The sequence below is a fragment of the Corallococcus macrosporus DSM 14697 genome (genome assembly GCF_002305895.1).
Lineage (GTDB): Bacteria > Myxococcota > Myxococcia > Myxococcales > Myxococcaceae > Myxococcus > Myxococcus macrosporus.
Map to the genome: position 1 here is coordinate 3,146,495 of NZ_CP022203.1, position 20,421 is coordinate 3,166,915.

General features: G+C 71.1%; 19 protein-coding genes. 13 read left to right on the top strand and 6 right to left on the bottom strand.

Going from position 1 to position 20,421, the window contains the following annotated elements; translation table 11 throughout:
* Window positions 1-39: 39 nt before the first annotated feature.
* Both MYMAC_RS13365 and MYMAC_RS13370 read right to left on the bottom strand, forming a co-directional pair.
* Entirely contained in the window at window positions 40-1,569 is a 1,530-nt protein-coding gene (locus MYMAC_RS13365) for an NAD(P)-binding protein (RefSeq protein ID WP_095958365.1), read from the bottom strand.
* Between the two features lie 74 nt (window positions 1,570-1,643).
* Window positions 1,644-2,333, bottom strand: coding sequence for an HAD family hydrolase (locus MYMAC_RS13370; RefSeq protein ID WP_095958366.1), 690 nt, complete (start codon window positions 2,331-2,333; stop codon window positions 1,644-1,646).
* Between the two features lie 80 nt (window positions 2,334-2,413).
* On the opposite strand from MYMAC_RS13370, the gene MYMAC_RS13375 reads away from it, so the two are divergent.
* A complete protein-coding gene (locus MYMAC_RS13375) occupies window positions 2,414-3,496 on the top strand; it encodes an enoyl-CoA hydratase/isomerase family protein (RefSeq protein ID WP_095958367.1) in 1,083 nt (360 codons plus the stop codon).
* A 13-nt stretch (window positions 3,497-3,509) separates the two neighbouring features.
* On the opposite strand, the gene MYMAC_RS13380 is transcribed toward MYMAC_RS13375, so the two are convergent.
* From MYMAC_RS13380 to purM, 3 genes are read right to left on the bottom strand one after another with little or no spacing between them, the layout of a single operon-like run.
* A complete protein-coding gene (locus tag MYMAC_RS13380) occupies window positions 3,510-4,034 on the bottom strand; it encodes a 2-thiouracil desulfurase family protein (protein WP_239989515.1) in 525 nt (174 codons plus the stop codon).
* Window positions 4,031-4,705 (bottom strand): phosphoribosylglycinamide formyltransferase, encoded by a 675-nt coding sequence (gene purN / locus MYMAC_RS13385; protein WP_095958368.1) that lies wholly within the window; start codon window positions 4,703-4,705, stop codon window positions 4,031-4,033. Before purN ends, MYMAC_RS13380 begins: the two co-directional genes overlap by 4 nt.
* Entirely contained in the window at window positions 4,702-5,739 is a 1,038-nt protein-coding gene (gene purM, locus MYMAC_RS13390; RefSeq protein WP_013939280.1) for a phosphoribosylformylglycinamidine cyclo-ligase, read from the bottom strand. The genes purN and purM overlap by 4 nt, the downstream gene beginning before the upstream one ends.
* A 120-nt stretch (window positions 5,740-5,859) precedes the next feature.
* Between purM and MYMAC_RS13395 the strand changes: the two genes are divergently transcribed.
* From MYMAC_RS13395 to MYMAC_RS13445, 11 genes are all read left to right on the top strand, one after another.
* The gene (locus tag MYMAC_RS13395) at window positions 5,860-6,510 is read left to right on the top strand and encodes a Crp/Fnr family transcriptional regulator (RefSeq protein ID WP_013939281.1); all 651 of its coding nucleotides are present in this window, start codon (window positions 5,860-5,862) and stop codon (window positions 6,508-6,510) included.
* Window position 6,511: 1 nt separating this feature from the next.
* Window positions 6,512-7,267 (top strand): MBL fold metallo-hydrolase, encoded by a 756-nt coding sequence (locus MYMAC_RS13400; protein ID WP_095958369.1) that lies wholly within the window; start codon window positions 6,512-6,514, stop codon window positions 7,265-7,267.
* 62 nt (window positions 7,268-7,329) lie between these two features.
* A complete protein-coding gene (gene accD / locus MYMAC_RS13405) occupies window positions 7,330-8,181 on the top strand; it encodes an acetyl-CoA carboxylase, carboxyltransferase subunit beta (protein ID WP_013939283.1) in 852 nt (283 codons plus the stop codon).
* 79 nt (window positions 8,182-8,260) lie between these two features.
* Window positions 8,261-9,493, top strand: a complete 1,233-nt coding sequence (locus MYMAC_RS13410; RefSeq protein ID WP_095961573.1) for a bifunctional folylpolyglutamate synthase/dihydrofolate synthase — start codon at window positions 8,261-8,263, stop codon at window positions 9,491-9,493.
* Window positions 9,494-9,502: 9 nt separating this feature from the next.
* Window positions 9,503-10,777: an alpha/beta hydrolase gene (locus MYMAC_RS13415; RefSeq protein WP_013939285.1), complete on the top strand. Its 1,275-nt coding sequence runs from the start codon at window positions 9,503-9,505 to the stop codon at window positions 10,775-10,777.
* Between the two features lie 18 nt (window positions 10,778-10,795).
* Complete coding sequence (locus MYMAC_RS13420) at window positions 10,796-12,265, top strand: AMIN domain-containing protein (RefSeq protein ID WP_095958370.1); 1,470 nt, start codon at window positions 10,796-10,798, stop codon at window positions 12,263-12,265.
* Between the two features lie 47 nt (window positions 12,266-12,312).
* Window positions 12,313-14,949, top strand: a complete 2,637-nt coding sequence (locus MYMAC_RS13425; RefSeq protein WP_095958371.1) for an LPS-assembly protein LptD — start codon at window positions 12,313-12,315, stop codon at window positions 14,947-14,949.
* A gap of 59 nt (window positions 14,950-15,008) precedes the next feature.
* Window positions 15,009-15,359, top strand: coding sequence for a helix-turn-helix domain-containing protein (locus MYMAC_RS13430; protein ID WP_002634858.1), 351 nt, complete (start codon window positions 15,009-15,011; stop codon window positions 15,357-15,359).
* Between the two features lie 159 nt (window positions 15,360-15,518).
* Entirely contained in the window at window positions 15,519-17,051 is a 1,533-nt protein-coding gene (locus MYMAC_RS13435) for an Ig-like domain-containing protein (protein ID WP_095958372.1), read from the top strand.
* Between the two features lie 108 nt (window positions 17,052-17,159).
* Window positions 17,160-17,861, top strand: coding sequence for a TetR/AcrR family transcriptional regulator (locus tag MYMAC_RS13440; protein WP_095958373.1), 702 nt, complete (start codon window positions 17,160-17,162; stop codon window positions 17,859-17,861).
* Entirely contained in the window at window positions 17,810-18,592 is a 783-nt protein-coding gene (locus MYMAC_RS13445) for an enoyl-CoA hydratase/isomerase family protein (protein ID WP_095958374.1), read from the top strand. The genes MYMAC_RS13440 and MYMAC_RS13445 overlap by 52 nt, the downstream gene beginning before the upstream one ends.
* Before the next feature lie 7 nt (window positions 18,593-18,599).
* Here MYMAC_RS13445 and MYMAC_RS13450 read toward each other — a convergent pair whose 3' ends face one another.
* Window positions 18,600-19,589: a M23 family metallopeptidase gene (locus MYMAC_RS13450; protein WP_095958375.1), complete on the bottom strand. Its 990-nt coding sequence runs from the start codon at window positions 19,587-19,589 to the stop codon at window positions 18,600-18,602.
* A 300-nt stretch (window positions 19,590-19,889) separates the two neighbouring features.
* Here MYMAC_RS13450 and MYMAC_RS13455 point away from each other — a divergent pair, with 300 nt between their 5' ends.
* Complete coding sequence (locus MYMAC_RS13455; protein ID WP_204817597.1) at window positions 19,890-20,411, top strand: hypothetical protein; 522 nt, start codon at window positions 19,890-19,892, stop codon at window positions 20,409-20,411.
* The last annotated feature ends 10 nt before the right edge of the window (window positions 20,412-20,421 follow it).

Here is a 20,421-nt window from a genome sequence, read left to right on the forward strand (position 1 = left end):
GCCAGAGAACGGCCCGGAAATCCAGCCTTAGATCCAGGATCAGCCCTTGAGCGGATCCTTCTTCTTCAACATGTCCTGCACCATCCGGGCTGCCCGGATGCCCGCGAGCAGCTCGCCCTCCAGGCCCAGGCCGGGGAGGACCTCCCGGTTGGCCAGCAGGACATTCTTGGCGGGCGTGCGCTGGGCCAGACCCGTGACGCCCAGGACGGCTTCCGACTCGAAGCTGAACAAGGGGTGCGGCTGCAGCCGGCTGCCACGGACTCCGCCGGCGTCCAGGTAGGGGGCCGAGCGCAGCACGCGGTGCTGGGCGGTGAAGGGCATCAGCGCGTCCAGGTGCTCGTCGATGCGCGTGGCCACCCCCTGGAGGTGCTCCTCGCCCAGGTCGCGCGCCGAGGCCGGGACGAAGGCGCCCGCGCACACCACGCGGAGCCCGTCGGTCTCCTTGGCCTCCTTGCCGCCGTGCGCGGCGGCGGCGCGCGCGGGGTGGACCTGGATCAGCACGGGCCCCAGCTCCGCGTCGCCGGTGTCCAGCAGCGCCAGCTCGCCCAGGCCGCGAGGCAGCGCCGTCTCCGGCACCACCCAGTTCACGGTGAAGAGCAGGGACCTGGTGTTGGACTGGTCCAGGTGCTCCAGCAGGCCGCGGTGGTGCTTCTTGTCCGTCACCAGCCGCCGCAGCGCGCCCGCGTCCGTGGCCGCCACCAGGCAGGCCGCGCGGTACACGGTGTCCGAGCGCATCAGCTTGAGGCCCGCGAACTTGCTGCCGTCGAAGGCCAGCTCCTCCACGATGAAGCCCGCGGGGTTGTCACGGCCGAGCACGTCCCCGCCCAGCTCCGCCACGCGGCGGGTGAACAGCTCCCGCAGGCCCTCATGGCCGCCGGGGAAGTAGGACGGCGTGGACAGCACCTGGGAGAGGGCCCGCGTCAGCGCCAGGGGCGACTGCGGGCTGTCCAGGTGGGTGACGAAGGGCAGCAGCCCCCGCACCAGGGACACGGACGCGGCGTCGCCGGTGAGCCGGGGCGGCGTCTCCAGGCCCGGGTGGGCGCGGATGAGCTTCTTCAGGCCCCAGCCCTCGAAGAAGCCGTCCGGGGGCAGGGCGGGGCTGGCCTTGAAGAAGGCGTCACTGGCTTCGTGCTGCGCGGCGGCGCCGGTCAGGGCGCCCAGCAGGGTTTCGCCTTCCTCGCCCAGCTCCCGCGTCAGCTCGGCCTTGCGGCGGGCGTCGTCGCCGTGGAGGTCCAGGCGGTTGCGGGGCATGAGGAGCTGCAGCTCCGGCGCATGGGGCCGCAGCGTGCGCTGGACGTTGGCGTTGAGGCCCAGCTCCGTGAGGGCCTCCTCCACCGCGGGCATGGCCTTGAGCGGCGGCGCGACGAAGGGGGCGTAGGGGAGCACGTAGCCGCCGTGCTCGTAGCCGGGCCCCATGCCGTCGTGCTCCACCAGCAGGACGCGGTGGTTGCGCTTCGCCAGCAGGGCCGCCGCGAGCGCACCGCCCAACTGACTGCCGAGCACGATGACGTCGTAGACATGCCGGGACGGCCCGGCGGGGAGCTTGAGCTTGGCAGAGGACGTCGCCATGAGGCGGGCAACACTACACAACGTGCCCGCCGCTGGCGTCCTTTTCACCAGGGGCCGCCCCGGGTGGGGGCGGATCAGCGCGCCTGTGCGCCGAAGAGGCGCTGCGTCACCTCGGCGGGCAGCAGGGTGAAGTCGGGGACCACCCAGTGCGCGCCGGCCTGACGGAGGTCTGCCTCCGGCGCGGCGGTGGTCAGCCCCACCACCGTCATGCCGGCCTCGCGGGCGGACTGGATGCCCAGCACGGCGTCCTCGAAGGCGAGGCAGTCGGTGGGGGCCACGCCCAGCGCCCTGGCGGCGGCCAGGAAGATGTCCGGGGCGGGCTTGCCGCGCGTCACCTGTTCGGCGCCGACGATGTTCGCGAAGAGGGGCCGGATGCCCAGCCCGTCCAGCACCAGCTCGCGGTTGCCCTGCGGCGCCGCGGTGGCGATGGCCGCCGGGACGTGGGCCTCCTTCAGGCGCTGGATGAAGGCCGCGGCGCCCCGGTGAAGCTGGAGGTGGGGCCGGTACAGGGTGCGGTAGTGGTTCTCCTTCTCCTCGGCGATGCGCTCGATTTCGTCCGGGGCCACGGGGCGGCCGAGCAGCTCGGGGATGATCTCCTCGTTCTTCCTGCCGGCGAAGCGGCTCTGGAAGTCATCCGCGGTCAGCGTCAGGCCGAGCTTCCGGGCGAGCGAGACCCAGGCCTCGTTGTGGAACACCATGTTGTCGACAAGGGTGCCGTCCATGTCGAAGACGACGGCACGCAGGGGCGCCAGTGCGGAGGTCATGCGTCCCCCATAGCGCGTCCACGGCCGCGGTGGGCCAATGAATCCACCCAAGGGGCCGCTCGCCTGATATCCCCCGGGCCATGACGGACGACCTCCTGCTCGAGACGCGTGGCGCGGTGGGCGTGGTGACCCTGAACCGGCCCAAGGCGCTGAACGCGCTGAACCTGGCGATGTGCCGCAAGCTGCACCCGGCGCTCGACGCGTGGGCCGCGGACCCGGCCATCCAGGCCGTCGTCATCCGGGGCGCGGGCGGCCGGGCCTTCTGCGCGGGCGGAGACGTGCGCGCCGTGGCGCTGTCCGTGGAGGGCGCCTCGCGCGACGAGAAGGAGCGGGTGTCCCGCGAGTTCTTCCGCGCCGAGTACGCGCTGAACCACCGCATCCACCACTTCGGCAAGCCGTTCATCGCGCTGGTGGACGGCGTCTGCATGGGCGGCGGGCTCGGCCTGTCGATTCATGGGACGCACCGGGTCGTCACGGAGAAGCTGGTGCTGGCCATGCCGGAGACGGCGATTGGTCTCTTCCCGGATGTAGGCGGCGGCTGGTTCCTGCCGCGCTTCCCCGGCGAGTCGGGCACGTACCTGGGCCTCACGGGTGCGCGGTGCGGCGCGGCGGATGCGATGTGGCTGGGCTACGCCACGCACCACGTGGAGTCCGCGCGGCTGGAGTCGGTGCTGGACGCGCTGGTGGGCGCGCCGTGGGGCACCAGCGCCGCGAGCACGGTGGTGGATACGGTGCTGGCGGGCTTCCATGCGGACGCGGGGACGTCGCCGCTGGGCGTGCAGCACGCCGCCATCGACCGGTGCTTCGCAGCCGAGCGCGTGGATGACATCCAGCAGGCGCTGGAAGTGGAGGGCACGCCCTGGGCACAGGAGACGTGGGCAGCGCTGCTCCGCATGTGCCCGGCCAGCCTGAAGGTGACGCTGCGCCAGCTCCGGATGGGGCGCACGCGCGACTACGACGAGATGGCGAACGTGGAGTACCGGCTCAGCCAGACGATGACGGCGCGGCCGGACTTCCGCGAGGGCATCCGCGCGGTGCTGGTGGACAAGGACAACAAGCCGCACTGGCAGCCCGGCACGCTGGCGGAGGTCAGCGATGACGCCGTGGACGCGCTCTTCGCGCCGCTGCGCGACGATTCATGGACGCTGCCGGCGCGCGGGTAGGGACTGCGCCGCGCTAGAGGTCCTCGTCGCTGAGGACGGTGAGGCCTTCGGCGCGCAGCAGCGCCGCGGTGATGCCTTCGCCCGCGCGGAGCTGGCCGGACTCGTACACGCGCTGGCTGCCGCACGACGGGCTCTTCTCCTTCAGCAGCGCCACCGTCGCGCCGAAGCGCCGGGCCGCGTCGAGCGCGAGCCGGGCGCCCCGTTGAAAGGCCTCCGTCCGGTCGGTGCCCGCGGCGCGCTCCACGGCGACGGCGCGCCCGGCCCAGACATCCACGCCCGTGCCCCCGCGCAGGTCCACGGGAGGGCGCGGGATGGGCAGGCCCGAGGCCACCTCGGGACACACGGGGACGACGTCCTTTCCGGCCAGCGCGGCCAGGACGCGCTCGGAGCGCTGGGAGCGGCCGTCGTAGCGGCAGGCCTCGCCCAAGAGACAGGCGCTGACCAGCACCACGCGGGCTTCCCGGAGCGCGGCCACCCGTTCCTCCTGCGAGGGCAGGGCGTGCGCGGGCTGCTCGTCGGGCTCCGTCGGTCCGCTCACGCCGGGTCGCCCGTCGCGCCAGGATTGCGAAGCGCCAGCTCCCCCACCGTGGCCCGCGCCGCCACGCGCGTGCGCGCCGCGTCCTGGACGACCTTGCCCGTCACCGCGAGCCGCACGGCCAGCGGGTAGAGCCGGTGCTCCTCCGCGAGGATCCGCGCGCTCAGCGCCTGCTCGTCGTCATCCGGCAGCACCGGCACCGCCGCCTGCGCGATGATGGGCCCCGTGTCCGTGCCCGCGTCGACGAAGTGCACCGTGCACCCGGCCACCTTCACGCCGCGCTCCAGCGCCTGCCGCTGCGCATGCAGGCCCGGGAAGGCCGGCAGCAGCGACGGGTGGATGTTCAGCACGCGCCCCGCGTAGTGGCCCAGGAAGTCCGCGCTCAACAAGCGCATGAACCCGGCCAGGCACACCCACTCCACGTTCGCGGCGCGCAGCGCGTCCAGCAGGGCCCGCTCGAAGTCCGCCTTCGTCGCGTGGGCCTGGTGGTCCACCACCGTGGCCGTCACGCCGGCCCGCCGGGCCCGCTCCAGCGCGAACGCGGTGGGCACGTTGGACACCACGCAGGCCACCTGGGCGGGGAAGTCCTCGCGCGCGCAGGCCTCTAGCAGCGCCTGGAGGTTGCTGCCGCTGCCCGACACGAGCACGCCCAGGCGGACCCGCTGGCCGCTCATGGGTCGATGACCGCCGTGGCCTCGCCCTGGCCCGCCTCCACGCGGCCCACCTCGAAGGCCTGCGCGCCCCGGCCGCTCAGCACGCTCAGCGCCTGGGCGACGTCTTCCTTCGCCACGACGAGGATGAGCCCCAGGCCCATGTTGAACGTGCTGAACATCTCGTCGCGGGCCACGCTCCCCAGCTTCGCGATGAGGTCGAAGATGGGCGGCTTGGGCCACGTCTTCTCGCTCAGCACCGCGCGCGTGCCGTCCGGCAGGCAGCGGGGCAGGTTGCCCGGGATGCCGCTGCCGGTGATGTGCGCCAGGCCCTTCACCTTCACCGCCTGGAGCAGCGCCAGCACGTCCTTCACATAGATGCGCGTGGGCTCCAGCAGCGCGTCCACCAGCGGCCGGTCCAGGCCCTCGGGCGTCGCGTCCAGGGCCAGCTTCCCGTCGTCCAGCAGCACCTTGCGCGCCAGCGAGTAGCCGTTGCTGTGCAGGCCGGAGGAGGGCAGGCCGATGAGCGCGTCACCCGGCTGCACGCGCTTGCCGTCGATGATGGCCGCGCGCTCCACCACGCCCACGCAGAAGCCCGCGAGGTCGTATTCGCCGCGCGCGTAGAAGCCCGGCATCTCCGCCGTCTCGCCGCCCAGCAGGGCGCACCCGGCCTGCTCGCAGCCCAGGGCGATGCCCTTCACCACCTCAGCGGCGGCGTCGACCTCCAGCCGGCCGGTGGCGAAGTAGTCGAGGAAGAAGAGGGGCTCGGCGCCACAGGTGAGGATGTCGTTCACCGACATGGCCACCAGGTCGATACCCACCGTCCCATGGCGTCCGGCGGCGAAGGCCACCTTCAGCTTGGTGCCCACGCCGTCCGTCCCGGCCACCAGCACCGGCTGCTGGTACTTGCCTGGCGGCAGGGCGAACAGACCGCCGAATCCACCGACGCCGCCCATGACTTCTGGGCGCATGGTGCGCGCGGCATGGGGCTTGATGCGCTCGACGAACGCGTCGCCGGCCTCGATGTCCACTCCGGACTGCTTGTAGGTCGTTCCCACGGGCGGCCTTCTACCCGGCCACCGCGCCGGTGTCTCGCGTGGCGTGGTGGCTGTCCCACCGCCGCGCACAGAAAAGGGAATTTGACCGGGCGAGTGTGGGCTGATTGACTCCTATGCAGGATGGGCGCCGAGGAAACCCTCTTTCAACGTTTCGGCAAGGAGTTCCCCCAGGGCACCGAGCTCTTCCGCGAGGGAGAAGCCGGCAAGGAGATGTTCGTCATCCAGGCAGGACGGGTGGCCATCTCCAAGCGGGTCCGTGACGTCGAGAAGGTCCTCGCCGTGCTGGGCCCCGGGGAGTTCTTCGGGGAGATGGCCATCATCTCCAACAAGCCGCGCAACGCCTCCGCCACCGTCAACGAGGACGCGCGGCTGCTGGTCATCGACCCCAAGACGTTCGAGGGGATGATCCGCGGCAACGCGGAGATCGCCGTCCGGATGATCAAGAAGCTGGCGGAGCGGCTCTCCGAGGCGGACGCGCAGATCGAGAACCTGCTGCACCACGACCCGGCCAGCCGGGTGGTGCACCACATCATCCAGACCTGCCAGGGGCGGGGCCGCCCGGTGGACGAGGGCGTGGAGATCGACTTCTCGGCGCGGGAGCTGCCGCGCGTGATTGGGGTGGGGGAGCCCGCCGTCCGCAGCGTGGTGGACCGGCTGGAGCGGTCCGGCCTGGTGGAGCGGAATGGGGACCGGATGACCGTGCCGGACACGGCCAGGCTGCACGACTTCCTCCAATACCTGGAGATGAAGTGGAAGTTCGGAGACCTCTAGCGTGAAGCTGCGAGTCCTCGGCTGCCACGGCGGCGAGCTGCCCACCTGCAAGAGCACCTGCTTCCTCGTCGATGACGTGCTGGCGCTCGATGCGGGGGCGCTCACGGGGACGTTGTCGCTGGAGGAGCTGTGCCGGGTGGACCACGTCCTGGTGGGGCACAGCCACTTCGACCACGTGAAGGACCTGCCGCTGATGGCGGACCTGGTCATCGGCCGGCGCGACACGCCGGTCACCATCCACGCCTCGCGCGAGTGCGCCCGGGCCCTGCGCGAGAACATGTTCAACAACGCGCTGTGGCCGGACTTCACCCGCATCCCGACGAAGCGCCAGCCCGTGCTGCAGATCAAGACCTTCCGCGCCGGGAGCAGCTTCCAGGTGGGGCCCTACAGCGTGCGCAGCGTGCCGGTGAGCCACCCCGTGGAGTCGTGTGGCTTCATCGTCTCCAACGGCAAGAGCGCCCTGGCGATGAGCGGCGACACCGGGCCCACCGACAAGCTGTGGAAGGCGCTGAACGAGACGAAGAACCTCAAGGCGCTGCTCCTGGAGACGTCCTTCCCCAACAAGCTCCAGTCCCTGGCGGACATCTCCGGCCACCTCACGCCGCACACGCTGGGCCTGGAGCTCCAGAAGTTCGAGCGGAACGGCGCCTCGGTGCTGCTGTATCACCTCAAGCCCGCCTTCGTGACGCAGCTCAAGAAGGAGCTGGCCGAGCTGCCCGTGGACGTGCTGGAGCTGGGGGATACCTTCGAGCTGTAGACGCGGCGCGCCATACGGAGGGGTTGACGGCCGAAAGCGGCCGGATTAACCCCGCCCACCCCATGGCCTGGTTTTCGAAGAAGCCGCGCATCGCCGTCGACACCGAACCGCAAGCCGAGCCCCGCCCGTCCCGCATGGAGGGCCTGTGGGCGAAGTGCGAGACGTGCGATGAGATCATCTACCGCCAGGAGCTGGAGAAGAACTGGATGGTGTGTCCGCACTGCGAGCACCACCACTACTGGGCGGCGCGCGCGCGGCTGGCGACGCTGTTGGATCCGGACAGCTTCGAGGAGTTCGATCAGGCGCTGGAGCCGCAGGATCCGCTCGGGTTCAGTGACTCGAAGAAGTACAAGGACCGGCTGAAGTCCACGCGGAAGAACCTGGGGGAGCCCGACGCGTTCATCTCCGGCGTGGGCCGCATCCAGGGCCACCAGGTGTCGGTGGGCTGCTTCGTCTTCGAGTTCATGGGCGGCTCCATGGGCTCGGTGGTGGGCGAGAAGGTGGCCCGCGTCTTCGAGCGCGCGCACGAGCTGAAGTGCTCCGCCATCGTCTTCTCCGCGTCCGGCGGCGCGCGCATGCAGGAGGGCATCTTCTCCCTCATGCAGATGGCCAAGACGTCGGCGGCCATCGCCCGCTTCCGCACCGGCACGCGGCCGTACATCTCCGTGCTGCTCAACCCCACCACCGGCGGCGTGGCCGCGTCCTTCTCCTGGCTGGGGGACGTCATCCTCGCCGAGCCCAAGGCCCTCATCGGCTTCGCCGGCCCGCGCGTCATCGAGCAGACCATCCGCCAGAAGCTGCCGGAGGGCTTCCAGCGCTCCGAGTTCCTGCTGGACCACGGCATGATTGACGGCATCGTCCACCGCAAGGACCTGCGGGCGAAGCTGGGCCAGATTTTGGGGCTGCTGGGCTGAGCGCGTGAGCGCGCCCCGGACACCCGAAGAAGCGCTGGCCTTCTTCTCGAGGCTCAACCCTTCCGGCATCAAGCTGGGGCTGGAGCGCGTGCGGGAGGCCCTGGCCGCGCTGGGCCACCCGGAGCGCCAGTACCCGGCGCTCCACGTCGCGGGGACGAACGGGAAGGGGAGCACCTGCGCCCTGACGGCGGCCGCGCTCCGTGCGGCCGGTCACCGCGTGGGCCTCTACACGTCGCCGCACCTGGTGCGCGTCAACGAGCGCATCCGCGTGGACAGCGAGGACATCTCCGACGCGGACTTCGGGCTGCGCATCCTGGAGGTGCTGGAGCGCTACCCCAGCGCGGTGTCCTCGCCCATGACGTACTTCGAGTTCGGCACCGTGGTGGCCCTGTGGCACTTCGCCCGGGTGCGCGTGGACGTGGCCGTGCTGGAGACGGGCCTGGGCGGCCGGCTGGACGCCACCACCGCCGCCAGCCCGGTGGTGACGGCGATTACGCCCGTGTCCTTCGACCACATGGAGTACCTGGGCAACACGCTGGCGGCCATCGCGGGCGAGAAGGCGGGCATCCTCAAGCCCGGCGTGCCGTGTGTCGTGGCGCGGCAGGCCCCGGAGGCCCTGGAGGCCATCCTGCGCAAGGCCGACGAGGTGGGGGCGCCGGTGCGGTTGGAGGGCCGCGACTTCTCCGGCGAGCGTCAGCCCTCTGGCCACCTGTCGTACCGCGGGGCCGCGTGGTCCCTGGAGGCGCTGTCCCTGGCGCTGCGGGGCCCCCACCAACGGCAGAACGCCGCCGTGGCGCTCGCCTGCCTGGAGGCCTTGCAGGAGCGCCGCGTCACCGTCCCGCCCGAGGCCGCGCGCGCGGGCCTGGCGTCGGCGTGCTGGCCGGGGCGGCTGGAGGAGGTGGGCCAGCAGCCCGTGCTCCTGCTGGACGGGGCCCACAACCCGGCGGGCGTGGAGGTGCTGCTCGCGTCGCTGAGTGACCTCTACCCGGGGCGCCGCGTCCACCTGGTCTTCGGCGTGGTGGGGGACAAGGACCGGGGACCGATGATGCGGGCGCTGTTTCCCGCGTGCGCCTCGGTGCAGCTCACGCCGTTGGAGACACCCCGCTCGCTCGCCCCGGAGTCCTATCTTTCCGAGGCCCGCGCGCTGTGTGCGGACGTGACGGCCTGGCCCGACGCGGACACCGCGCTCGCCGCCGCGCGCAAGCGGGCAGCCGGGAACGACCTCGTCCTTTGTACAGGCTCACTGTTCCTTGTCGGGATGATGAAGGCTCGCCTGTATCGAAACCTTGGCGCGATGCAGCAGCCGCCGTAGATTCAAGACATGCGCCTGCCGGACTGGAGAGCCGCCGCGACACCGGGGCCGCCCATCCCCTCCATCGACGAAGTCGATTTCAGGGCGCTTTACTCGAAGACGAAGTACGTCGTGGAGACGGCGGACGGCTGGTCGCTGGTCATCACCCGCTACCGTCCAGTGAAGCAGCCTTTTCCGCAACCGTTGTTTGGCGAGCCCCTGCTGCTGGTGCACGGTTTCTCACAGAACCGGCACACCTGGACGAGCGGGCAGTTCGTCAAGAACCTGCTCTTCTTCGGGGTGGACATCCACATCCTGGAGCTGCGCGGCCACGGCAAGAGCTCCATCGCGTTCCAGAAGGAGCGCGCCGAGCGCTTCAAGCGCCCCCTGCCGCCGGACCTCGACTACGGCTGGGACATCGACAGCTACTTCCTCTACGACCTGCCCGCGGCGGTGTCCGGGGTGAAGCGCATCACCCGGCGCGAGCGCATCTTCTACTGCGGCCACTCCATGGGCGGGATGCTGGGCTACGGCTACGCCGGCATCCACAACGACTTCGAGGGGCTCATCACCATCGGCTCCCCGGCGGACCTGGGGCGCGGCTTCATGCTGCTGCGCCTGCTGGCGCACGGCGCGCCGATGCTGGCGGGGATGATCGACCTGACGCTCGCCAGCCTCAACGTGGGCGGGAAGGTGGAGGGCGTGGGCCGCTCGCTGCTCGCGCGGGGCGCGGGCCTGGTGAACAAGGGCCTGGGCCGGCGGCTGACGCCTCAAGCGCGCAAGAAGCTGCGTTTCGACGCGGTGCCGGTGGACATCATCCTCAAGACGCTGGAGCGGCAGCTCGCGAAGGCGGAGGACTCCCGGCTGTACCAACAACTCACCACGCGGTTGAACCGGCTCATCAACCCGGAGCGGGTGAGCGCGGATGACATCCGCTGGCTGCTGCGCGAAGGCGGCGAGCGGGAGCCGCGCCGCGTGCTGGAGCAGTTCGCGCGGTGGATTCGCCGCGGAGAGATGGTCTGCTACCGCACCGGCTTCGACTTCAAGCGGGGCTTCGGGCGCATCGAGGTCCCCATGGCCATCATCTTCGGGGACCTGGACCCGCTGGCCTCGCTGGAGTCCACGCGCAGCGTGTATCGCGCCGCGAAGAGCGAATATCTCCTCTGGCGCCCGGTGAAGGGCAACAGCCACATCGAGCTGACGATGGGGCACGACATCCGGCAGATCTGCTACGACATCAAGAACCTCATCGAGTACGCGCGGACCCACCGGTATCGCTCGCCGAGCCTGCCTCGGCTGCGTTAGACGCGTCTGGACGGAAAGTTGGAGGCACGTTGCTGCGTGATAGCCTCCACGTTCTTCTGTCAACGTGAAGGGGTGTGGTCGATGAAGCCGTTTGCCGCGTGGCTGCTTGGTATGGTGCTCGTGCCCTTCGTGGCGCTCGCGCAGGCACCCGCCACGAACCTGAACACCATCACCGCGGTGGAGGTGAGGGGTGGGACGGTGACCATCACCGGCACGCAGAAGGCCAACTTCACCACGTTCACCATGACGGACCCGCCGCGGCTCGTCATCGACATCTCCGAGGCCACCTTCTCCGGCGTGTCCGACGAGATCCAGGTGGGCAATGGCACGGTGACGGGGATCCGCACCGCCAGCTACGGCTCCGAGGCGTCCTCCATCGCGCGCGTGCTCATCGGCTACGAACGCGAGGTGGAGGCGGACATCCAGGCCACTGGCAACCAGCTCATCGTCAGCGTCGCGGGCGGCGCGGGGCCGGCCGTCGCGCAGGCCCAGGGCGCCGAGCAGCCCCAGGCGGGGAGCAGCGCCGCGGAGGCCGCCGCTGCCGCCGAGGCGGAGCGCCAGGCCCAGGAGCAGGCCGCCGCGGAGGCCGCCGCCGCCGCGCGCGCCGAGCGTGAGGCCCAGGCGCAGGCCGCCGCCGCGGCGACGCGTGACGCGGAGGCCGAGGCGAGGCGCCAGGAGGAGGCTCGGGCCGCCGCGCAGCGCCAGCAGGAGGAGCAGGCTCGGGCCGAGGCGGAACGCGAGCGCCAGGAGGAGGCGGCGCGTGCCTCCGCGCAGGCCGCCGCCGACGAGCAGCGGCGCCGGGAGGAGGCGGCACGTGCGTCCGCCCAGGCCGCCGCGGAGGAGCAGCAGCGCCGGGAGGAGGCCGCGCGGTCCGCCGCCGAGGAGCGTCAGGCCCAGCAGCGGGCCGCCGCCGAGGAGCAGGCGCGGAGGAAGGCCGAGGCCCGGGCCGACGCGGAGCAGCGGAGGGCCGCCCAGGCCGCCGCCGCCGAGGAGCGCCGTGCCGCCGCGCGGGCCGCGGCGGAGGAGCGCCGGGCCCAGCAGGAGGCCGCCGCCGAGGAGCGCCGCCAGCGTCAGGCCGAGGCCCGCGCGTCGCGGGAGCGCCGCCAGCCGTCGGTGGAGCCTTCGCGGCAGGGCGGGGCGTCTTCGGACGTCACGGTGTCCTCGCGCCGCAAGACGCTGACGCTGGTGGGGTTCCAGCCGCAGGCCTCCGCCTCGCGCGTCTTCGTCCGCACCAACGAGCCGGTCAGCTACTCCGTGTCGGAGCAGGGGCGCGTGGTGGTGCTGGAGCTGGAGAACACCCGCGTGGATTCCAGCAACAACACCCTGCCGCTGGACACGTCCTTCTTCGCCTCGCCGGTGCTCCGGGTGGATCCGAGCGCGTCGGGGCGGGATGTGCGCATCACCATCCAGCTCCGGCAGGGCACGCCGTTCCAGGCCCGCCAGGAAGGCAACGTCATTTCATTGGACTTCCAGCGCACAGGGCGGTGAAAAGGGCGGGCCGCTCGGCCTGGGCGCGGCATACCCTGCACCCCTGAATGAGCTTCCTCGTTCCGCTCGCCGCCGCGCTGCTGGTCTCCACGTCGCAGGTGCCGCTCACCACCCAGTTGGCGCTGCCCAACGGTGAGAACGCGCAGCTCGCGGCGGACCTGGTCGTCTACGAGGCGGACACGAAGGTCGTCACCGCGCGTGGCAACGCCGTGCTCCGCACGGAGACGATGCAGCTCCGCGCCGACGAGGTGACGTACGACGCGGCGAACCCGTTCGTCACCGCCACGGGCAACGTCGTGTACGTGGGCCCGGGCGGACTCGCCGCGGTCGCGGACACCGTGAAGATGGACGTGCGCACCTACGAGGCGAACCTCGAGGGCGGCCTCTTCATGCAGAAGCAGGGCGTCACCCAGGAGGCCCTGTTCACGGCGAAGACGCCCCAGGAGCTGCGAGCCATGGGCGAGACGCCCCTGCTCATGAGCGGCTCGCGCATCCGCCGGACGGGGGAGAACACCTTCGTCGTGGAGGACCTGGCCTTCACCCCGTGCAACTGCAGCCCGGACGAGCCCGGCTGGCGCATGGAGGCCTCGTCGGCCACCATCGTCCTGGGGGAGCGCGCCACGATGACGCTGCCCGTGGTGTACGTGAAGTCCGTCCCCGTGTTCGCGCTGCCGTGGATCTACATGCCGCTGTCCCAGCGGCGCACGGGCCTGCTGATTCCCAAGCCCACCCTCTCCGCGCTCAACGGCTTCACCCTGGAGCAGCCGCTCTTCATCACGCTGGGCCAGAGCCATGACCTCACGCTGACGCCGGGGTACTTCAGCGGCGGGACCGAGTTGCACGACGTGCCCGGCGCCACCGAGCAGGTCCGCGAGCCGCGCTACCAGGGCGTGAAGGGGCCGCGCCTGCTCACCGAGTTCCGGTATGCGCCCAGCGAGCGGACCCGGGGGCGCGCCACGCTGGGGTTCCTCTATGACCTCCGGCCCATCCGGGATCCACGTTACGGCACGTTCTTCCGGCGGACGGTGGACGGCGTCGCGACGCCTGAATACGTCGATGAGCGGCGGGGGCTCCGGGGCGAGGCGTCCTGGCAGCACACGCAGGACATGGGCGGTGGTTGGCACAACCGGGTCGATGCCGCGTTCGTGTCCGACGGCTTCTACACCCGCGACCTCACGGCGGACCTCGTCACCCAGGACTTCACCTACCTGCGCAGCACGGGCGCGGTGTTCCAGCGCCAGGACGACCTCTACGCGGGGCTCGATGTTTCACTTCGCCAGGACATCCGGTGGGGGTACCGCTTCTTCCAGGACAACCGCGTCCCGGCCGCCACGGACCCGGCGCGGCCAGAGCTGAAGGGCCCCACCACGTTCCAGCGGCTGCCGGCCCTCACCCTGGCCCTGCCGGAGCGCCCCGTCCTCGGCGGGCTCATGGGGGGCTTGTCGGTGCAGTACCTGCGGCTCGCGCCCCTTCGCGGCGGGTACGGTGACGAGGGCATCGACGGCCTCTTCCGGGCCGATGGGACCTACACGCCGTTTGGCTTCGACGGGTGGCCGCCGCCCGCGGACACCACGCAGTCCGACGGCAGCTTCAATTCGAACGACCGTGAGGCGCGCAACCGGGTGGACTTCTTCCCGCGTCTGTCCACGTCCTTCGGCCTGGGCAGCCTGTTGCGCGTGTCGCCGTCGATCGGCGTGCGCCAGGACGTGTGGCTGGGCGAGGTGTCGGGCCGGACGTGGCAGCGGGGCTACCCCCTCGCCGGGCTGCTGCTCGAAAGCCAGGTGGCGCGCGTCTTCGAGGGCCGCGAGGCGAGCTTCCGCCACGCCATCACCCCCTCGCTGGAGCTGCGCTACGTGCCGGGAGGGTGGGGCCGCCTCCCCTCGGCCGGCACCTCCGGCGAGGACGTGGCCCGTCCCTATGACGACGTGGACGCCGCGGTGCCGTTCCAGCGCGACGGCCGCACCCGGGGCTTCCTCCACGCGGTGCTCGCCGTGGACCAGACGCTGCGCTTCAAGCGCGGCACCGACATCCGTGAGCCGCTGCGCCTGCGCATCGGACAGGGCTTCGACCTCACCCGGCACGTGCCCGCGGCGGGGAAGGTGGAGGACCCCGGGCCCGTGCTGCGTGACACCTTCGCGCGCCTCAGCGCCACCGCCGGCATCTTCACGGCCGCGGGCACCGTCCGCTACGACCCCAACATGGGTCGCATCTCCGGGCTCTCCGCGGAGGTCAACGTCGATGATGGCAAGGGCCACGCCGCCTACGCGCGCTTCGATGACCTGCTGTGGAGTGGTCAGCCGGCGTTCGCGCGGGGCGCGGATCCCCGCTCCGTGGGGCCGGACGTCCTCCGCCGCTCGCTGGATACCCTGGTAGGCGGATTATCCCGGGTGGAGCCCGGCTTCCCTCCGGCCGAACGGGCTCAAGCCCTCATCGCGGGTACGCGTTTGAAGCTCGGATTTGGGCTGGGAGTGCGGTACGAAGCAATTGTGCAACCGCTTTACCAGGATCCAATAACTCAAGAGAACCGCCCTCTTGCTCAGCAGACGTTCGGCCTCTCGTATGGGCCTGCGTGCGACTGCTGGCGGGTCGAGGGGGTGGTGACGCTGCGACGAGAGCTGGGGCTGGAATTCTCTGGCGTCAATTTCATTGTAGCGGATTTCGGATCCTTTGGTTCCGGAGGCTAGGAATCACCCGCCGCGGGCGGGGGTTCCTCCAACCCCGAAACAGCCAGGAGAAGTACTTCGTGTCGGACCTCGGAAAACGAATTGGGCAGCGCATCCGCGAGCTTCGGACACAGCGGCCGGAGCGCTGGACGCAGGAAGAGCTCGCGGAGCGGGCGCAGATCAGCGTGTCGTTCCTCTCCATGATCGAGCGTGGTGAGCGCGTCCCCCATGTGGAGACGCTGGCGGCGCTCGCCAACGCCCTGGGCGTGAGCCTGGGCGAGCTCTTCACGGGAACGGAGCAGACCCTTGCTCAGACGGAGGACCTCCTGCGGCCCCTGTCTGACTTCGCGCGCGCCCGTGGCCTCACTGCCCGGGACGTGGACCGCCTTCTGGGCGTGGCGCGGGTGATGTTCAGCGGCACCGCCGCCTGAAGTGACCCCAGGGATTCCAGGCCCTGGACGCAAGAGGGCGCCGGTCCACCTGTCCTGTCCTTGACTGGACGGTAGGTGGCCCGGGAAGATGGGGAAGATGCGCTGTGCGCTGCTCGCGTACAGCCCGCTTCCTTCATCGCCTTCAAGGAGTCTCCACTGATGCGTCCGGGTCTGGCCCCGTGGGTGGCCATCGCGAGCCTGCTGTTCGTCGCATGCTCGTCGGCGGTCCCCGCCACACTTGAATTCGTGGACCAGTCACCGGCCCAGCCGCGACTGGGAGAAATCACCACGCTGCGCTTCCGCGCGGTGGACTCCCGAGGCCAGCCGCAGGCCGGTACGCAGGTGTCCTTCACGCTGGAGTCCCCGGTCCCGGGCGTCGAGCTGACGCCCACCGAGGGCGTCACCAACACGGGTGACGGCATCGTGTCCGTGCAGATCGTGGCGCGGGGCGGCCGGGTGGCCTCCGCCGTCGTCATCGCCACGGCGGGCACGGGCGCGGAGATGAAGCGGGCGGTGTCGCCCGTGGTCAGCTTCGCGGGCACCAACGCCAACGCCCGTCAGTTCACCTTTCAGTGCGGCTCCTTCTCCGGTGACGGCTCCGGCCTGCACCACGCGATTGGCGCCTGGGACGAGACGCGCAACCTCATCGCGGGCGTCAAGGTCAACTGCATCGCCCACGTGGGTGATCGCAACGGCGACGGCGTCGTGGGCGCCCAGGTGTCCTTCCTCACCGAGGCGGGCACCATTGGTCCCACCGCGGTCTCCGTCACCGACGTGGTGGGCAACGCGCAGGTCCTCTACAAGACGTCCCTGCCGCTGCCGCTGGACGTGCCGCCGGGCACCTTCACCTGGACGCCCCTGAAGGACGCGACCCACACGGGCGAGTACCTGGCGCCGCTGTGGATGCACCCCTTCCTCTGGGACGAGAACCCCATCGCCGCCTACGGCAACCCCGCGCAGCCCCAGCAGGACCGCCCGGAGCCGCGCCGCCCGGACCCCATCCGCCCGGGCGTCACGCTCAACCCGCGTGACAACCTCGTCTCGCTCATCGCCATCACCAGCGGCGAGGAGGAGTTCATCGACCTCAACAACAACGGCGTGTGGGACTCGAACGAGGTGTTCGAGGACCTGACGGAGCCCTTCGTCGACAGCAACGACAACGGCACGTGGGACGAGGGCGAGCGCTACGTGGACACCAACGGCGACGGCCGCTGGACGGGGAAGAACGGCGAGTACGACGCCAGCACGCTCATCTGGGTGCAGGAGCGCATCCTCTGGACGGGCATGCCCCACAAGCTGGACCAGAGCCAGACGCAGCGTCAGTTGGATCCGCCGCCCAACGCGCCGCCGCCGAACATCGACCACTTCAGCAGCATCGCCATCTCGTTCATCGTCTCCGACCCCTGGTTCAACCGCATGGCCCAGAACAGCGGCAGTGACGGCTGTTCGGGCGGCGAGGCCGGCCCCATCAAGCTGTCGTCCGCCAACCAGGGCATCGCGCTGACCTACCCGTCCTTCAACTTCGAGACGTACCGCGTCGAGGACGCGCATGAGCAGGGCGAGACCACGCCGCCGCCCTTCGTCCCGCCCGTCCCGTGGGTGGTGCGCCCCATCTGCAAGTACACGGCGGCGCAGCTGGAGGGCCACGAGGCCGTCGTCGCGGGGCCCGAGGTCTCCGGCACCGTGGAGTAGCCGTCGCCGTTTGGATGGGCGGGCCCACGAAGGCATTGACCCCAGGGCCCGCCCTCCGTAGGTTCTCCACGGATTGACTGGCGAATCACCCGCCGGTGGAGGACGTCCGTGGGTCAGCAGAGCAAGCCGGCGGCTGACAATGGCACGCGCGAAAGCGAGCGCCGCCGCACCATCCTCCGCGCCGCCATCGACGTGTTCGCCCGCAAGGGCTATCACGGCTGCCGCATCGCGGACGTGGCGAAGGAGGCCGGCGTCGCGTACGGCCTCGTCTACCACTACTTCAAGAACAAGGATGAGCTGCTGGAGACGGTGTTCGACACCGGCTGGAGCGGCTTCGTCACGCGCGTGCGCACGGTGGTGGAGGGAGAAGGCTCGCTGGCGGAGAAGGTCCACGGCATCGTCGAGGTGGCCTTCGAGGCGTACCGGGTGGACCCGCGCGCGGTGAAGGTGCTCATCCTGGAGATTGCGCGCAGTCCGGCGGGCTCCCGCATCAACCGTCAGACGGCCTTCGTGGACGCCATCCGGCTCAGCTCGGCGCTGTTCCACGCCGCCCAGGAGCGGGGCGAGCTGCGCACGGGCCTGGACCCGCACCTGGCCTCCGCGCTCCTCTTCGGCAACATCGAAATGGCGCTCACCGCCTTCGTCGTGGGGCTGGCCGACGCGCGCGACCCGGACGCGCTGGAGCGGGCCAGGTCTCAGATTGCCGACTCCTTCCTTTACGGCGTCCTCACGGGTGCCCAGGCCGCGGAGGTGTCCGAATGGAAGCCGGAGAAGTCCGCTACGAAGTCCAAGGCCCCCAAGCGCTCCTGACCATCGACCGGCCCAAGGCCCGCAACGCCCTGTCTCCCGGGGTGGTGCGCGAGCTGATGGCCGCGCTGGAGCGCGCCGAGTCCGACGCCGCGGTGCGCGTGGTGGTGCTCACGGGCGCCGGTGAGAAGGTCTTCTGCGCGGGCGGGGACCTGGGCACCCTGGCCGGTGACGAGGGCTTCCTGGCCACGCACGAGGGGCGCCGCTCCTACGGGAAGCTGCTGGCGCGCTTCCAGGAGCTGCGCAAGCCCACCGTGGCGCGCGTCAACGGCCACGCGCTGGCCGGAGGCCTGGGCCTGGTGCTCGCGTGTGACCTGGCCGTCGCCGTGGAGGGCGCGGACCTGGGCACGCCGGAAATCGACGTGGGCCTCTTCCCGATGATGATGATGGCGCTGCTCCAGCGGCACCTGGGCCGCAAGCGGGCGCTGGAGCTGGTGCTCACCGGGGACCGGCTGCCCGCGCGCGAGGCGCTGGCGCTGGGGCTGCTCAACCGCGTGGTGCCGGCCCCGGAGCTGGACGCCGCGGTGGGCGCGCTCGCGGGGAAGCTGGCCGGAAAGAGTCAGGCGGTGCTGGCGCTGGGGCGCCGCGCCTTCTTCACCGCGGAGGACCTGCCGCTGCCCGCCGCGCTGGAGTACCTGTCCTCGCAGTTGTCGTTGAACGTGCTGGCGGACGACGCGGGGGAGGGCATCCTGGCGTTCCTGGAGAAGCGCCCCCCGAAGTGGAAGGACCGCTGACGCCTCGCTACGGCGTGCCCAGGTCGGCGTTGCCGCCCCGGGCGACGCTGGGCGGCAGGTGCGGGAAGAAGTCCAGCTTGAGCAGGCTGGCGCCATCCACCCACAGCCCGTCCACCTTCACGCCCCAGTGCAGGTGGGGGCCGGTGACGCGGCCGGTGCTGCCCACCTTGCCCAGGAGCTGGCCCTGCTTCACCACCTCGCCCGGCTTCACGTCGATGCGCGACAGGTGGAAGTATGCCGTGTAGAGGCCCGCGCCGTGGTGCAGCAGCACGGTGTTGCCTGCGGCGTAGTTGTTTCGCGCCATCACCACGGTGCCGTCATTGGCGGCCTGCACCGGGGCGCCCGGGTCCCCGTCGATGTCCACGCCGAAGTGCTGGCTGGACAGCTTGCCGTTGAAGGTGCGGCGGTCACCGTAGGGCGCGGTGATTCTGTCCTCCCTCGGCCACGCGAAGTTCCGGGAGAAGTGCGGCGCGCTGAAGTCCTGCGCGAAGGCCTCCGCGAAGGCGCGGCGGTCCGCGGCCATGCGCTTGCGCACCGAGGCGGGCGGCTTCACGTACTTGCCCGCCACACGCAGCTCGCGCGACGGGTAGCCGGACTCCACGACGTCCAGCGAGCCGGTCAGCTCCACCTGCGGCGCGCCCGGCGTGACGGGGCCCATGGCCGTCACCCGCGCGGCGCCGGGCGTCAGCTCCACGGGGAGGCCGGTGATGGCCAGATAGCCGTCGCCCCACGGGAAGAAGCGCAGCGCGCGCCCCGCCAGCGTGCCCGAGGGCGGCGCCGTCACGCCGCTCACCGTCACCAACACCGGGTCCCCCGGCTTGGCCGCGCCGGGCTGCAACGTGAGGCGGGGCCGAGCCTCCTCGGCGGCATTCCCGCGCTCCGCGTGCACGGGCACCGAGGCGGTTTCGGCCGCTCCGGCCTTCGCTCCAAGCGCGAGCAGGGCGAGCAGCAGGAACGGTGACTTGGAATACTTCCGGCCGGGTGCGTGCGAAGGCATGGGCCGTTTTTACACCACGTCGCCCGCAACACTTCCCGGAGGATGGCGCTGATCCGCCGCACGCCTGCTCCGCCTCTTGAAAGCGCTCGGTGTGTCGCCTGGGTGGGAGCACGTCCGCACGCCCGCGTGACGCGGGGCCGACGCCAGAGGTTGTCGGTACTTGGACGACGTCGCCGCGCCGTGCGCCGCCTGCCTGGCCGTGGGGCAGGCGGGCCGCCAGGGCACATTCCGTCAAGGCGTACCCGGGGGACTGGGGGCTTCCTAGCTTCTGAACGGACTCGATGATTGGGAGATTCGCGGATGCCTCGTCCCTATAGCTTTGACCACTACCAGGTTCCGAAGACGCTGCCGGCGCCGAAGCGAAGCCTGCGTCGGCAGGACAAGGCGCGGCTGGCCCGTTCCAAGGCGCATCCCGAGGCCATGGAGAGCCACGAGGGCGTGCACTACGGCAAGCGCTTCGCGGAGACGGAGGAACTCTACATCGCGCACCAGATGGAGGCGCAGCTCGAGGAGCTGGCCCGGCCGGCGCCCGACGCCAAGTTCTCTCATGGCCCGGACTTCGCGCCCGCCAAGGGCACGAAGCGCGCGCAGCGCAAGACCGCGGCCCCCACGGTGGGCGCGACGGCGCCGATTGGCGCGCTGCCGCCCACGCGCGAGCAGCCACCCCGCGGGCGGCTGCCGGAGCTTCGCGACGAAGCGGCGCATCAACTCCAGGCCCTGCGGGGCGGACTGGGGGACGCCGCCAAGGCCGTCACCCGGCTCCTGCTGCTGCCCGTCACCGTGGTCCGCATGACCGCGGGCCGCATCCTGCCCCTGTCCTGAAAATGGGTGA